At 65.5% G+C, this 14,337-nt stretch carries 14 protein-coding genes; 8 read left to right on the top strand and 6 right to left on the bottom strand.

Annotated features, from left to right (window positions below; translation table 11 throughout):
* Positions 1–102 precede the first annotated feature (102 nt).
* From lepB to V8J55_RS13560, 4 genes are read left to right on the top strand one after another with little or no spacing between them, the layout of a single operon-like run.
* Entirely contained in the window at positions 103–921 is an 819-nt protein-coding gene (gene lepB, locus V8J55_RS13575; protein WP_336446878.1) for a signal peptidase I, read from the top strand.
* A complete protein-coding gene (gene rnc / locus V8J55_RS13570; protein WP_336446160.1) occupies positions 918–1,598 on the top strand; it encodes a ribonuclease III in 681 nt (226 codons plus the stop codon). The genes lepB and rnc overlap by 4 nt, the downstream gene beginning before the upstream one ends.
* The gene (gene era / locus V8J55_RS13565; RefSeq protein ID WP_336446159.1) at positions 1,595–2,488 is read left to right on the top strand and encodes a GTPase Era; all 894 of its coding nucleotides are present in this window, start codon (positions 1,595–1,597) and stop codon (positions 2,486–2,488) included. Before rnc ends, era begins: the two co-directional genes overlap by 4 nt.
* 23 nt (positions 2,489–2,511) lie before the next feature.
* Positions 2,512–2,952: a hypothetical protein gene (locus V8J55_RS13560; protein ID WP_336446158.1), complete on the top strand. Its 441-nt coding sequence runs from the start codon at positions 2,512–2,514 to the stop codon at positions 2,950–2,952.
* A gap of 3 nt (positions 2,953–2,955) precedes the next feature.
* On the opposite strand, the gene V8J55_RS13555 is transcribed toward V8J55_RS13560, so the two are convergent.
* The 5 genes from V8J55_RS13555 to plsY form a co-directional block, all read right to left on the bottom strand.
* Positions 2,956–4,077, bottom strand: coding sequence for an alpha/beta hydrolase (locus V8J55_RS13555; protein ID WP_336446157.1), 1,122 nt, complete (start codon positions 4,075–4,077; stop codon positions 2,956–2,958).
* A 132-nt stretch (positions 4,078–4,209) separates the two neighbouring features.
* Positions 4,210–6,771, bottom strand: a complete 2,562-nt coding sequence (topA, locus tag V8J55_RS13550; protein WP_336446156.1) for a type I DNA topoisomerase — start codon at positions 6,769–6,771, stop codon at positions 4,210–4,212.
* Between the two features lie 67 nt (positions 6,772–6,838).
* Positions 6,839–7,507, bottom strand: a complete 669-nt coding sequence (locus V8J55_RS13545) for a hypothetical protein (protein ID WP_336446155.1) — start codon at positions 7,505–7,507, stop codon at positions 6,839–6,841.
* A gap of 166 nt (positions 7,508–7,673) precedes the next feature.
* Positions 7,674–8,759, bottom strand: a complete 1,086-nt coding sequence (dprA, locus tag V8J55_RS13540) for a DNA-processing protein DprA (protein WP_336446154.1) — start codon at positions 8,757–8,759, stop codon at positions 7,674–7,676.
* Positions 8,756–9,376 carry a glycerol-3-phosphate 1-O-acyltransferase PlsY gene (gene plsY, locus V8J55_RS13535; protein WP_336446153.1) on the bottom strand — a complete coding sequence of 207 codons (621 nt, stop codon included), beginning with the start codon at positions 9,374–9,376 and terminating at the stop codon, positions 8,756–8,758. Before plsY ends, dprA begins: the two co-directional genes overlap by 4 nt.
* A gap of 147 nt (positions 9,377–9,523) precedes the next feature.
* On the opposite strand from plsY, the gene murI reads away from it, so the two are divergent.
* The 4 genes from murI to V8J55_RS13515 all read left to right on the top strand — a co-directional run bounded on the left by murI (position 9,524) and on the right by V8J55_RS13515 (position 13,702).
* A complete protein-coding gene (gene murI / locus V8J55_RS13530) occupies positions 9,524–10,330 on the top strand; it encodes a glutamate racemase (RefSeq protein WP_336446152.1) in 807 nt (268 codons plus the stop codon).
* 137 nt (positions 10,331–10,467) lie between these two features.
* On the top strand, positions 10,468–11,688 hold the full coding sequence (hemA, locus tag V8J55_RS13525) for a 5-aminolevulinate synthase (RefSeq protein WP_336446151.1): 1,221 nt from the start codon (positions 10,468–10,470) through the stop codon (positions 11,686–11,688).
* Positions 11,685–12,374: a nitroreductase gene (locus V8J55_RS13520; protein ID WP_336446150.1), complete on the top strand. Its 690-nt coding sequence runs from the start codon at positions 11,685–11,687 to the stop codon at positions 12,372–12,374. Before hemA ends, V8J55_RS13520 begins: the two co-directional genes overlap by 4 nt.
* Before the next feature lie 74 nt (positions 12,375–12,448).
* Positions 12,449–13,702 carry a YceI family protein gene (locus V8J55_RS13515; protein WP_336446149.1) on the top strand — a complete coding sequence of 418 codons (1,254 nt, stop codon included), beginning with the start codon at positions 12,449–12,451 and terminating at the stop codon, positions 13,700–13,702.
* A gap of 4 nt (positions 13,703–13,706) precedes the next feature.
* On the opposite strand, the gene V8J55_RS13510 is transcribed toward V8J55_RS13515, so the two are convergent.
* Positions 13,707–14,297: a GNAT family N-acetyltransferase gene (locus V8J55_RS13510; RefSeq protein ID WP_336446148.1), complete on the bottom strand. Its 591-nt coding sequence runs from the start codon at positions 14,295–14,297 to the stop codon at positions 13,707–13,709.
* Between the last annotated feature and the right edge of the window lie 40 nt (positions 14,298–14,337).

The raw sequence follows: 14,337 nt of genomic DNA, 5'->3' as shown, positions 1-14,337 counted from the left end.
GCAACCTATTCATCGCCAATGCGCGGCATGACCAATGCCAGCTTTACCGCCGATGTCACGCCCCCGACCGGACCCGCGCCGTCGTCCCCGACTCCGGCACCGGTGTCCGCCAAGGAAGAGGCGGTCGACACCGTCCGTTTCCTCGCGCTGCTCGCGATCGCGGTGCTGATTTTTCGCAGCTTTTTCCTGTCGCCGTTCAACATCCCGTCGGAATCGATGCAGCCGCGGCTGCTCATCGGAGACTATCTGCTCGTTAACAAGATGGCCTATGGCTATTCGAAATACAGCCTGCCGTTCAGCGCGCCGCTGATCCCGGGCCGGATTTTCGCGCGCACCCCCGAACGCGGCGACGTCGTCGTGTTCAAGGCGCCGCCGGTCGCCGACAATGATTATATCAAGCGCGTCATCGGCCTGCCCGGCGACAGCGTGCAGGTGAAAGAGGGCATCGTTTGGCTGAACGGCAAGCCGCTGAAGCGCGAAGCCATCGCCGATTTCGTCATCCCGGTGACCCCGAACATGGTCGAAGCCTCGCGCATGACGGGCACGCTGCCCTGCTATTCGCCCGAGTTCGAGGAAATCGCTGCCGACGGCCAGCGCCAGTGCCGTTACAAGCAGTTCAAGGAAACGCTGCCTAGCGGCAAAAGCTATAACATCCTCGACATCACGACGATCCCCGAGGACAATACCCCGCTCGTCGTCGTGCCCGCGGGCCATCTGTTCCTGATGGGCGACAACCGCGACCGCAGCGCCGACAGCCGTTTCCCCGCGATGGAAAATCAGGGCATCGGGCTGGTGCCGGAGGAAAATCTGGTCGGCCACGCGCTCGTCGGCATGTTCTCGACCGACGGCTCGGCGAGCTGGATCAACCCGGTCAGCTGGTTCACCGCGGCGCGCTGGGGCCGCATCGGGGAAGGTTTTTGAACGATCCTCTCGACACCGGGGCGCTCGCCGAGATCATCGGCTGCACCCCGGACGACCCGGCGCTCTACGATCTGGCGCTGACGCACGGCAGCACCGGGCGCGCCGATTATCAGCGGCTCGAATTCCTCGGCGACCGCGTGCTCGGGCTCGTCATCGCCTCCGAACTCTACACGCGCTTTCCCTCGGCCAGCGAGGGCGAGATGTCGTCGCGGCTGCACGTGCTCGCATCGGGCGCAACCTGCGCCGCGATCGCGCAGCGGCTGAAACTCACCGACCTCGTCCGCTTCGGCGCGCAGGCGCGCAACGATGGCGGACGGTATAGCGACAATATCGCCGCCGATGCGATCGAGGCGCTGATCGGCGCGCTGTATCTCGATCAGGGCGCCGACGCCGCGCGCCGCTTCATCCTGGCGCATTGGGGCGAGATGATCGACGGGCAGCAGGCGGCGCCGAAACACCCGAAGGCCGCGCTGCAGGAGTGGGCGCTGGCGCGCAAGCGCCGCCCGCCCGAATATGAAATCATCGCGCGCGAAGGCCCCGACCATGCGCCGCGCTTCCGTATCGCGGTCAGCATCGGCAAGCTCGCGCGCGCCGAAGCCGAAGGCGCATCAAAACAGGCAGCGGAAAAGGCGGCAGCGGCCGCGTTGCTCGCCGAACTCGAAGGATTAAAGGAATGACCCACCGTTGCGGATTTGTCGCCGTCGTCGGCGCGCCCAACGCGGGCAAATCGACGATCGTCAACGCGCTCGTCGGCCAGAAGGTCGCGATCGTCAGTCCGAAGGCGCAGACGACGCGCACGCGGTTGATGGGCGTCGCGATGGACGGCGAAACGCAGATCGTCCTGATCGACACGCCGGGTATCTTCGCCCCCACCCGCCGGCTCGACCGCGCGATGGTCGCCGCCGCGTGGAACAGCCTTGACCAGGCCGAGGCGATCCTCGTGATGATCGATGCCGCGGCGAAGCTCGGCGAGCGCGCCGAACGCGTGCTGCAGGGGATCGAGGGACGGCCCGAGAAGAAGTTCCTTGTTCTCAACAAGGTCGATCTGACCAAGAAGGACAAATTGCTGACGATCGCGACGCAGCTCAACGAGCGGGTCGCCTTCGACGAAACCTTCTTCATCTCGGCGAGCACCGGCGACGGCGTGCCCGAACTCAAGGCGACGCTGGCGAAGCTGATGCCCGAGGGGCCGTGGCATTTCCCCGAGGACGAGGTCAGCGACGCCCCCGAACGCATGCTCGCGGCCGAGATTACGCGCGAGCAGCTCTATCGCCAGCTCCACGAAGAGCTGCCGTATCAGTCAACGGTCGAGACCGAGAAATTCACGACGCGCCCCGACGGCAGCGCCGAAATTCACCAGCAGATCCTCGTCGCACGCGACAACCAGCGCGCAATCATCCTCGGCCACAAGGGCGAGCGGATCAAGGAGATCGGCAGCAAGTCGCGCGCCGAGCTGACCGAGCTGTTGGGGCGCAAGGTGCACCTGTTCCTGCACGTAAAGGTCAAGGCGAACTGGGACGAAGACCGCGGCGTCTATCGCGACATGGGGCTCGACTGGGTCGATTGAGAACGAAGTGAGGGGGCTAGAAAATGACCAAACCCGATTCCATCATATTATTCGACCGCCTTTTCCTGGTATCGCTGGCGCTTGGCGTACTGAACTTCCTGTTCGCGTGGAGCGATATGTCGGCTAAGATCGCCCGCGCGCCGGAATTCGCAGCGACCGGCTTTGGAACGGGCTTTCTCATCGCATCCTTCGCCATCGGGATGATCCTCAACCTGATCATCTGGTATTTCATTTCGGCGCGGGCGAGCAAAATTGCCAAATGGATTCTGACCGCCTTTTTCGTCATCGGCCTGATTTCGATGCTGAGCAACCTCAGCAACCCGCTCGGGCCGCAGGGTATCTCACTGGGCGTGGCGCTCGTCATCACCGTCATTCAAGGCGCTGCGACCTACATGCTGTTCCGTGCCGATTCCATCGCATGGTTCAACCGTAAGCCGCCCGTGGATCCGGACACCTTCCGCTAGTCGCTATGTCCGCCGACAATCGTTGGGCGGCGTGTTGCCGTCGAAGCGCGAGGTGATCCAGCCGATCGTTTCCTGCGAACTTTCGCGCGCGCTTGCGCCATGATCTCCCGTCATGTCGATCCAGCGCAGCGGCGTTCCGCGCCTGCACACCGCCTTGGCGAATTTGCGCGTGACCGCGGGCGCGACAATCGTGTCGTTGCGGCTCTGCGCGATCAGCAGCGGTCCGGGCACGCGTGCGGGATCGACGCTGTTGGTGCGTGCGAAGGAGCCGAAGGGCTCGATCTTCGCGATGTCCTTGTTTTTCGTCGCGCGGGCGATGGTGAGGATGCCAAGGATCGTGCCGAGCTTGGGCTTCTTGTTGAAGGCGACGCAATTATTCTGCGCCAGCCGGGTGATGATGCCCTGGTTCGTGCGGTTGGTGATGCCGTCCATCGAGAAGCCATATAGCGTCGACCAGCTATGCAGTGCGAAGGACAGCAAGAGCGCGCGCGCATTCTTGTCGCTCCCCTCGCGCAGATTGGCGGCGAGGTCGGTGGGCGGCGCGGCTGCTGCCGTGGCGACCAGCGTCAGGTCGGGCGCATAGGAGCGTGCAGCGGTCGCGGTCCACAGCGCGGCGTGGCCGCCTTGCGATTCTCCCCAGACGGCAAAGTTGCTGCCCGCCGCCGCGCCGGGAATCTCGCGCGCCGCGCGCACGGCGTCGAGAACCGCGTTGGCGGTGTCGGCCCCCACGAGGAAAGGATGCATCGTCGGACTGGCAAGGCCGATATAGTCGGGCGCGACGACGACATAACCGCTGCGAACCGCGTTCATTCCCGCGCTATAGGCAAAGAAGTCCGGGCTGAGCGACGGCGCGCATTTCTCGGCGACGCCCCACGCGCCGTGGGTCCAGGCGATCACGCGGCGTGGGCGCGCCGGGATCGCCTCCATCGGCGCAGCGACGATGCCGGTGACGGCGAAGCGTTGGCCATTGCCGTTGGTGGTCCAATATTGCACGCGCCACGCCTGTATGCCCGGCGGCGCGTCGGTCATCGGCTGGGCGGAGATGAGATATCGGGATTGTTGTGCCGCAGCGGGCAAGGAAAGCGCCGACATCACGAACAATATCACGGCGTAGAAGTGGCGCATCGATGTTCTCCCCGATGCGCCACCCTAACATGACCGATTGCAGTCGTCATCCCAGCGAAAGCTGGGATCGTCAACGGCGCGCCTCGCCGCCAGCGGTCCCAGCTTTCGCTGGGGCGACGCTTCAACCCGTTGCTACTCGGCCGCCTTCTTTGCCGGAGCCTTCTTTGCAGGCGCCTTCTTGGCCGGGGCTTTCTTCGCGGCCGCCTTCTTCGGCGCGGCCTTTTTCTTGCCCTTCGCCGGGCCCTTCGCGGCGCGCGCGTCGATCAGCGCGATCGCCTCTTCGAGCGTCAAGGTCGCCGGATCGGCGCTCTTGGGCAGCGTCGCATTGGTCGTGCCGTCGGTCACATAAGGCCCGAAGCGTCCTTCCATCAGCTTCATCTCGCCGCCGCTCGTCGGATGCGGGCCGAAGGTGTTGAGCGGCTCGGCCTTGGTGCGCCCGCGCCCGCCGCCGGCTGCCGCTTCGGCGATGCGCACGACCGCGGCGTTCATGCCGATGTCAAAGATCTCGGCGGTGCCCGTCAGCTTCGCATATTTGCCGTCGTGGAGAAGGTACGGGCCGTAGCGCCCCAGCCCCGCCATGATGGTCTTGCCGCTTTCGGGATGCGTCCCGACCTCGCGCGGCAGGTTCAAGAGCCTGATCGCATAGTCGAGATCGAAATCCTCGCCCGGGATATCCTTCGGGATCGACGAACGCTTCGCCTCCTTGCCGTCGCCGAGCTGGATATAGGGACCGAAGCGTCCGCTGCGCTTGGTCACTTCCAGCCCGGATTCGGGATCGGTGCCCATCGCCTCGGGACCGGTGTCGGCCTCGCCATTGCCGCCCGGCTGCGCGAATTTGCGCGTGAACTTGCAGTCGGGATAATTGCTGCACGCGATGAACGGTCCGAACTTGCCGCCGCGCAGCGCCAGCTTGCCGGTGCCGCAATTGGGGCAGATGCGCGGGTCGCTGCCGTCGCCCTTGTCGGGGAAGAGATAGGGGCCGAGGAATTCGTCGAGCGCCGCAGTAATCTCCGACGGCTTCTGCTCCATCACCTCGCCCGTGCGCGGCTTGAAGTCGCGCCAGAAGCGTTCGAGAACCGCCTGCCACTGCGCGCGGCCGCCTGACACATCGTCGAGCTCTTCCTCGAGCCCCGCAGTGTAGTCATATTCGACATAGCGCGCAAAAAAGCGCTCGAGGAACGCGGTCAGCAACCGCCCGCTTTCTTCCGGAATGAAGCGATTCTTCTCGACCGTCACATAGGCGCGATCCTTCAGAACCTGCAGGATCGCGGCCCAAGTCGACGGGCGCCCAATCCCCAGCTCTTCCATCTTCTTGACCATGCTGGCTTCGGAATAGCGCGGCGGCGGCTGGGTCTCGTGGCTTTCGACCTCGACCCCTGTCTTCGCGGGTGCATCGCCTTTGGTCATCGCGGGCAGCAAGCGCGCGTCGTCATCGTCGTTGCTGTCGTCGCGGCCTTCGTCATACAGCGCCAGAAAGCCGGGGAATTTGATGACCTGTCCGGTCGCCCGCATCACCGTCTTTCCGGTGCCGTCGGCGAGGTCGATGCTCGTCCGCTCCAGTCGCGCGGAAGCCATCTGGCTTGCCATCGCGCGCTTCCAGATCAGTTCGTAAAGCCGCGCATGATCGCCGCTGCCCGCCTTGTCCTTTGAAAAGTCGGTCGGACGGATCGCCTCGTGGGCCTCCTGGGCATTTTTTGCCTTGGTCTGATAGATGCGCGGCTTGTCGGGGACGTAGCCGCCGTCATAGCGGTTTGCGATGGCGGCGCGCGCCGCGCTGATCGCGGCGCCGTCCATCTGGACGCCGTCGGTACGCATGTAAGTGATCGCGCCGTCTTCATAGAGCCCCTGCGCGACACGCATCGTGTGGCTGGCGGAAAAGCCCAGCTTGCGCGCGGCTTCCTGTTGCAGCGTCGACGTCGTGAAGGGCGGCGGCGGATTGCGCGTCAGCGGCTTGGTCTCGACCGCATCGACGGTGAAATGCCCCGCCTTCACATCGGCTTCGGCGGCGCGTGCATCGGCCTCGCTGGTGATCGACAGCCGCTCGATCTTGTCGCCGCGCCATTGCGCAAGGCGCGCCTTGAACGGCGTGCCCGACATTTCGAACAGGCCCGTGATCGACCAATATTGCTGCGCAACAAAGGCTTCGATTTCGCGCTCGCGTTCGACGATCATGCGCAGCGTCACCGACTGGACACGGCCCGCCGATTTGGCGCCGGGCAGCTTGCGCCACAGCACCGGCGACAGGGTGAAGCCGACGAGATAGTCGAGCGCGCGGCGGGCGCGATAGGCATCGATCAGATCGTCGTCGAGCGCGCGCGGATGCGCCATCGCGGTGAGCACCGCATCCTTGGTGATCGCGTTGAAGGTGACGCGGTCGACCTCTTGCGGCAGCGCCTTTTTACTGCGCAGCAATTCCTGCACATGCCAGCTGATCGCTTCACCTTCGCGATCAGGGTCGGTCGCGAGGATCAGGCGATCGGCCGTCTTCGCCGCATCCTGGATTTCCTTCATCCGCTTCGTCTTGTCGGGATAGAGCTGCCACTGCATCGCGAAGCCGTCGTCGGGATCGACCGACCCGTCCTTGGGCGGCAGATCGCGGACATGGCCATAGGACGCCAGCACCTTGAAGTCGCGTCCCAGATATTTCTCGATCGTCTTCGCCTTTGCGGGCGATTCCACAATTACCAATTGCATGAAAAACCTTTAGTCCTAGCTGTCCCTTACGTACGTACGCGTGAGGGTGGCGCCGAGGGGCGCTGCGTCAACCGAAAATTTCCTGTAACGTCGAAGCGGGCTGTTCGATATTCAAGAGCAGACACACCGCGGCCAGATAGCTCCCCACAATACCGATCGCCGCGGCCAGATTCGTCGCCACCAGCCACCCAAACCCATATTCGGCCGCCAGGGCCGGCGCCGCGAGCTCGGCCGCCAACGGCGCCACCGATAGCGCGAACAGGATCAACCCGACGCCAAGCGCCGCGGGCCAATGCACCGCAAGCATATCCCAGCTTCGCTGCATCGCCGCGCGGCGGCCGCCCTCGTCGCGCACGAGCAACGCGCTGGCGAGATACCAGCGCGCAAAGACATAGAGCCCGGGCAAAACCAGCAGGACGAGCCCCAGCAACACGCCGAGCCCGACCAACAGGCCCTGCAAATAGACGCTCAGCGAATTGGCGACCGACATGGCAGACACAATCCCTGCCTGCGCAAAGGCTTCGCGGGTGATCCAGACCTGAACGAAGGTGATGGCAATGCCATAGACGATCAGGATTCCGCTTCCGTTGCCGCCCATCCGCTCCATGGCAACATCCGACGCAATCCCTGCAACCGCGGTTGCCAGCCAGGCGACCAAAACGGTGCCCGGCATGGCGACCGCCATATCCCATGCCCGCCGCAAAGTGGGGACGAGCAAACGCGCATCATATTGCATTTACCGAATTTCCCCTTCGCCCGATTACGCGCGAGGGTGGCGGGGATCGCTTGATCCCGTCAAGCCGGATTTTTCGTCAATCGCTCTGCCATTCGAAGTCGGCGGGCAGGATGTGTCTGTCCGCGTCATATTTGCCAACGCTGCGGATGATGTATCGAGCGCCGGATCACACGAGCGAGATCTTCGCGCCCGCATGGCGCTCGACACGGCCCGCCAGTTCGAGTTCGAGCAAGAGCAGCTGCACCGTCGAGGCGTCCTGCCCGGATTGTCGCACCAACTCGTCGACCGCGACCGGCGTCGGGCCGAGCAGATCGACCAGCGACCGGCGTTCACCCTCGCCCGCGTCGACCGGCGCGGGCGCGGCGGCGTAGCGTTGCACCGGCTCGCGCACCATTCGCGTATCGATCGGTCCGACCGCCTCCAGCACATCGTCGACCGTCTGGATCAGCGTCGCGCCTTCGCGGATCAGCATATTGCAGCCCTGCGCGCGCGGGTCGAGCGGCGAGCCCGGCACCGCCATCACCTCGCGCCCGTAATCACCGGCCCGCCGCGCGGTGATCAGCGATCCCGATTTGGGCGCCGCCTCGATCACCACCGTTCCGTGCGCGACCCCGGCGATGATGCGATTACGCGACGGGAAGTGGCGCGCGAGCGGCTCGGTTCCCGGCGGTTGCTCGGCGATCAGCAACTGGTCGCTCGCGATCTTTTCCTGCAGCACGGCATTTTCGGGCGGAAAGGCAATGTCGATTCCGCTGGCGATGACGCCTACGGTCGATCCGCCGAGCGCGCCGATATGCGCAGCGGTGTCGACGCCGCGGGCGAGCCCGCTAACCACGGTCACGTCGCGCGCCGCCAGATCGGCCGCGAGCTGGCGCGCGAAGCGGCATGCGATCGCCGAGGCATTGCGCGCGCCGACGATCGCAACGCATGGGCGCCGCAGCATCGCCGTATCGCCGCGCACGACGACGACGGGCGGCGCGCCCTCGACCTCGCGCAGCATCGGCGAATAATCATCCTCGTCGCTGAAAATATGGCGCGCGCTCAATTGGGCCACGCGCTCGATCTCACGCTCGGCGGCCTCGACCGGTGCGATGCGCGCCTTCCCTGCCCCGCCGCGCAGGGCGAGATCGGGCAGCGCATCGAGCGCGGCCTCGCCCGACCCGAAGCGCAGCATGAGCTGATGCCAGCTGACTGGGCCGACATGCGGCGTGCGGATCAGCCGCAGCCGCGCCAGCCGCTCGGCGTGCGTCACGCTCCGCCGGCTCCTTCAGGCGCGGCCTTCTTTCCGCCGACCCTCGGCTCGGTCCCGGCACGCAGCCGTGCGATATTTTCGCGGTGGCGCCACAGCACGATGACCGCGAGGCCCGCGAGGCCGATGGCATAGACCTGATGGCCGAAGGCGAGCGCGGCGATCGGTGCCGACACCGCGCCGAGCATCCCGCCGAGCGATGAGATACGCAGCAACAAGACGGTGCCGATCCACACGACGGCGAACACCAGCCCGATCGGCCAGGCGAGCGCAAGCGCAAGGCCCAGCAATGTCGCAACGCCCTTCCCGCCGCGGAACTTCAGCCACACCGGATAGCAATGGCCGATCATCGCCGCGGCGCCCGCGATCATCGCCGCATGGTCGCCGAGTTCGGGGACGAAATGGCGCGCGAGCAGCACCGCCACCGCGCCCTTTGCGCCGTCGAGGATCAGCGTTGCCGCCGCCAGTCCCTTGCGCCCGGTCCGCAGCACATTGGTCGCGCCGATATTGCCCGACCCGATCTGGCGCAGGTCGCCCGCGCCGAACATGCGCGTCAGGATCACGCCGAACGGGATCGATCCCAACAGATAGCCCGCGGCAATCAGCAAATATAAAGTCATGACGTTCCCCGCTCGCTTTGGATCAATGTGGCGCCGTTACCGGAATCAATCAATGGATTCGGCAAGAGTGGCAACCAAATCGGACGAACACGGTGCCCATCCGGCGCCCCATTGAGTGCCCCTCCGGTCGCTGCTAGGCGAAAGCCCATGAACGCTCCCGCGCCCGACGCCCCCATTCTCTTCTTCGACAGCGGCCTTGGCGGGCTCACCGTGCTGGGTCCGACACGCGCGCTGCTCCCGACTGCCCCGATCGTCTATGCCGCCGACTATGCCGGGCTGCCCTATGGCAAGAAGAGCAACGAGGAACTCGCCGCGCGGGTCCCCGCGTTGCTTGGGCGCCTCGTTGAACGCTATCAGCCGCGGCTCGCGGTCATTGCGTGCAACACCGCCTCGACGATCGCGCTTGCGCATGTTCGCGCCGCACTCGACCTGCCGATCGTCGGGACGGTGCCGGCGATCAAGCCGGCGGCCGAACTCACCAAAAGCGGCGTCATTGGCGTGCTCGGCACCGAGGCAACGGTCCGCCAGCCCTATGTCGACGATCTTAGTGCCAGGTTTGCCGCCGGCAAGACCGTGCTGCGCCATGGCAGCCCGGGTCTGGTTACCGGTGCCGAGGCGAAGCTGTGCGGCGAGACGGTCGATCCGGAGGTGATCGTCCGCGCGATTGCGGGCCTGCGCGACCAGCCGGGGGGCGACCGGATCGACGTGATCGTCCTCGCCTGCACGCATTTTCCGTTGTTGCAGGACGAACTGCAGGCGGCAGCGGGCCCCGGGGTGACCCTGATCGACGGCGCCGCGGGCATCGCACGGCGCATCGCCCATCTGACCGAAGGCCAGCCCTGGCCCGCCGCGGCCGCCCCCGGTGTCGCGGTCTTCACGCGGAGCGACGACCGCCCGCCCCCGCCGCTCGCCGCGCTGGCCCCCTATGGCATCGGGTCGATCGAGACGATCTGATAGGACAATTTGTCCCATAAGTTGCGAATCGTTCGCACTGGATTTCAGCCAGATTCGGCGTTATTGGCCCGCCTGTTACGTGCCGCCGGAGGGAGCGGCTCGACAGCTGCATTAGCACCTGACTGCGGGGCTGAAACGTGAACTATTACGATATCTTCGCTCGGGCAATCGACCGGCTGCATGAAGAAGGGCGCTACCGCGTCTTCATCGACATCCTGCGCAATCGCGGTGCTTTTCCGAACGCGCGCTGCTTTGCCGGCCATAACGGGCCGAAACCGATTACCGTCTGGTGCTCGAACGACTATCTCGCGATGGGCCAGCATCCCAAGGTCATCGAGGCGATGGAAGGCGCGCTGCACGACGTCGGCGCGGGTTCGGGCGGGACGCGCAACATCGGCGGCAACACCCATTATCATATCGATCTCGAGCATGAGCTCGCCGACCTGCACGGCAAGGATGGCGCGCTGCTCTTCACCTCGGGCTATATCTCGAACGAGGCGACGCTCGGCACGCTCGGCAAGCTGCTCCCGAACTGCATCATCTATTCGGACGAGCTCAACCACGCCTCGATGATCGCGGGCATCCGCAACTCGGGCTGCGAAAAGCGCGTGTGGCGCCACAACGACCTCGCCCACCTCGAGGAACTGCTCGCGGCCGACGATCCCGAGGCGGCGAAGCTGATCGCGTTCGAAAGCGTCTATTCGATGGACGGCGACGTCGCTCCGCTTCACGCGATCTGCGACCTTGCAGAAAAATATAACGCGCTGACCTATTGCGACGAAGTCCATGCGGTCGGCATGTACGGCCCACGCGGCGGTGGCATCAGCGATCGCGACGAAGCCGCGAGCCGTATCACCATCATCGAAGGCACGCTGGGCAAGGCTTTCGGCGTGATGGGCGGCTATATCGCCGCCGACAAAAATATCATCGACGTGATCCGCAGCTATGCGCCGGGCTTCATCTTCACGACCAGCCTGTCGCCGGTGCTCGTCGCGGGCGTGCTCGCCAGCGTGCGGCACCTGAAGTCGTCGAGCGTCGAGCGCGACGCGCAGCAGGAAGCCGCAGCTTACCTCAAGCAATGCTTCCGCGACGCCGGCCTGCCGGTGATGGATTCGACGACGCATATCGTCCCGCTGATGGTCGGCGACCCGGTGCGCGCGAAGAAGATCAGCGACATCCTGCTCGCCGAATATGGCGTCTATGTGCAGCCGATCAATTTCCCGACCGTGCCGCGCGGCACCGAACGCCTGCGCTTCACCCCGGGCCCGGCCCATGACGAGGCGATGATGCGCGAGCTGACGAGCGCGCTGGTCGAGATCTGGGATCGGCTCGAACTGCAGCTTCAGAAGGCGGCGTGACGGGCGCACCCGGTTTCGATGACGTCGTCGTCGGACGCCGCTCGATCCGCGGTTTCCTCGACAAGCCTGTGCCGAAAGCGCTGATCGCCGAGATTCTCGAGGTCGCGATGCGCGCGCCCTCGTCGTTCAACAACCAGTGCTGGAATTTCTCGGTCGTCACCGGCGAACCGCTCGCGGCGATCCGCCGGGGCAACACCGACGGCATTCTGGCGGGCAAGCCCGACAGCCGTGAATTTCGCCGCTTCGACGGCATCGCCGACGACCATCGCGCCCGCCAGATCGAGATCGCGAAACAGCTGTTCGGCGCGATGGGCATCGCGCGCGACGACAAGGATGCGCGGCAGGACTGGGTGCTCCGCGGTTTTCGCCAGTTCGACGCGCCGGTCAGCATCGTCGTCACCTATGATCGCGTCCTGCTCGGCAGCGACATCGCGCCGTTCGACTGCGGTGCCGTCACCAATGCGCTCGTCAACGCGGCCTGGTCGCGCGGGCTCGGCTGCGTGATCAACAGCCAGGGCATCATGCAAAGCCCCGTTGTGCGCGAACATGCGTGCATCCCCGACGATCAGGTTATTATGATCTGCGTCGCGATGGGCTGGCCCGATGCCGATTTCCCGGCCAACGCGGTCGTGTCCAACCGCAAGAACGTCGATGACGCGGTGCGCTTCGTCGGTTTCGACGATTAGCGCACCCTTCGACAAGGTCGGCATGACGCGATAGGGTGGAGGCCGAATCCCCTCCCCGGTCGCGAAAGATTGTCATGCCGACACAGCGTTATAGCTATACCGCCATCACGCTTCACTGGCTCATCGCGCTGTTGCTGGCATTCCAGATCGCGCTCGGCTGGGCGCTCGAGGGGAACAACAGCCCCGAATTGTTCGCGCGCTACCAGCTGCACAAATCGGTCGGCATCACGATCCTGCTGCTCAGCCTCGCCCGTCTAGCGGCTCGCCTGTTCACATCGCGTCCGCCCGCATCCGACGGCCCGGCATGGACACGCGCGCTCGCCAGTACGGTACACTGGCTTTTCTATCTGGTGATGATCCTAGGGCCGATCACGGGATGGCTGCTCGTCTCAACCGCGCGGGTTCAGGTGCCGACTTTGCTCTACGGCCTTATCCCCTGGCCGCACCTGCCCGTTGACCGGAGCTGGCACGAACCCGCGGAATCGATCCACGGCGGCATGGCGTGGCTCGCGATCGGGCTGTTCGCGCTTCATATCGCGGGGGCGCTGCGTCACCAATGGCTGCTCGGCAAGCCCGAACTCCAGCGAATGATCCCCTTTGCGCGCCGCAAGGCGGCGGGGGTCGCCATCGGCGCGCTGGCGCTTGTCGGCGCCGCCTTTGTCGCCGGCCAGACGATCTATCCCGAACGGGTGCGGCCCGCCGCCGAAAAGGCGTCCCCGCCGCCGGTCGCTACCCCGACTACAGCGGCCGTCGCTCCCGTGACGAAGGATGACGAAACAACTGCCATCGAAGCGACAGAGGAAGCGCCCGAAGAGACGGCCCAGCCGCTCGCCGACTGGACGGTCGCATCGGGCGGACGGCTCGGCTTTACGGCACGCTGGAACGGCGAAGCGGTCGATGGCCGTTTCGATCGCTGGCGCGCCGCGATCCGCTTCAGCCCTGACGATCTCGCCAAATCGACCATTCGCGTCACGGTCGACCTTGCTTCGGCCGACACCGGCGACGGGCAGCGCGACGATTCGCTGAAGAGCAGCGATTTCTTCGATGTCGGCGCGCATCCGAGCGCGGTCTTTAGCGCGCGCGACATCCGCCATCTTGGCGGGGATAAATATGAGGCGCGCGGCACGCTCGACCTGCGCGGCGCCAGCAAGCCCGCGACGCTGCGCTTCACGCTGCGCATCGACGGCGACCGCGCGCGGGTTGCCGGAACCGCGCGCATCGACCGCACTGCGTTCGGCGTCGGTCAGGGCGAATGGGCCGCGACCGACGCGATCGCCGCCGGGGTGGATATCGCCTTTTCCTTCAACGCGACGCGCCCGGCGTCCTGATCGATCAGGGTGTCGGGCGCATCATGCCCCAGAAATGCGGGCCGCCGGGCACGTCCCATTGGGCTTGCGTAACAAAGCCCAGCCGCTCGTAGAGCGGGACATTTTCGGGCGTCGCGGTCTCCAGCCAACAGGGTAGACCTTCGGCATCGGCAACCGCGGTTTGCGCACGGATGATCCGCCCGCCATGCCCCTTGCCCTGATGTCCGCGGCGGACGCCGACATAATGGAGATACCAGAAACGCCCCTTGGGCCGGTGCGCATCGATGCTGCCCTGCACCTTCAGCCCGCGCGACAAAGCAGTGCCGAAGGTCGTGACGAGCGGGATGACGGTGCGCAGAAATTCTAACGTACCACTATGCGCCTGCCCCGGCGCCCGCCAGAGCGCGGCCGCCTCGTCGCCCGGCGAGCGCAGCGCCACCCCGGCACGGGCATCGGCAGGAACGAGGGTCCGAAACAGGCTATGGAGCGCGCGGGCGCGATGATCGGGGTCGGGCAAAATCCACGATAGCGCGGGGTCGGTCTGAAACGCCTGCGCCAGTGTTTCGGCAACCGACGCCAGTTCGGCGGGCCCTGCCGGTAAGATCATATCGGTCATCGCGCCTCCCAGCACCAGAGGAGCAGCTGTTGCGCCGCTT

Origin of the sequence: Sphingopyxis sp. CCNWLW2, from assembly GCF_037095755.1 — a bacterium.
Classification (GTDB): domain Bacteria; phylum Pseudomonadota; class Alphaproteobacteria; order Sphingomonadales; family Sphingomonadaceae; genus Sphingopyxis.
Note: the sequence above shows the minus strand (reverse complement) of the source record. Positions and strands in the feature narration are given on the sequence as shown.

What these genes read in the sequence shown, in the direction of transcription:
- era (WP_336446159.1), top strand. Translation starts at nt 1,595, where the DNA reads ATGACCCACCGTTGCGGATTTGTCGCCGTCGTCGGCGCGCCCAACGCG.
- plsY (WP_336446153.1), bottom strand. Translation starts at nt 9,376, where the DNA reads ATGACTTTATATTTGCTGATTGCCGCGGGCTATCTGTTGGGATCGATC.
- V8J55_RS13510 (WP_336446148.1), bottom strand. Translation starts at nt 14,297, where the DNA reads ATGACCGATATGATCTTACCGGCAGGGCCCGCCGAACTGGCGTCGGTT.
- murI (WP_336446152.1), top strand. Translation starts at nt 9,524, where the DNA reads ATGAACGCTCCCGCGCCCGACGCCCCCATTCTCTTCTTCGACAGCGGC.
- V8J55_RS13515 (WP_336446149.1), top strand. Translation starts at nt 12,449, where the DNA reads ATGCCGACACAGCGTTATAGCTATACCGCCATCACGCTTCACTGGCTC.
- V8J55_RS13560 (WP_336446158.1), top strand. Translation starts at nt 2,512, where the DNA reads ATGACCAAACCCGATTCCATCATATTATTCGACCGCCTTTTCCTGGTA.
- topA (WP_336446156.1), bottom strand. Translation starts at nt 6,771, where the DNA reads ATGCAATTGGTAATTGTGGAATCGCCCGCAAAGGCGAAGACGATCGAG.
- V8J55_RS13555 (WP_336446157.1), bottom strand. Translation starts at nt 4,077, where the DNA reads ATGCGCCACTTCTACGCCGTGATATTGTTCGTGATGTCGGCGCTTTCC.
- V8J55_RS13545 (WP_336446155.1), bottom strand. Translation starts at nt 7,507, where the DNA reads ATGCAATATGATGCGCGTTTGCTCGTCCCCACTTTGCGGCGGGCATGG.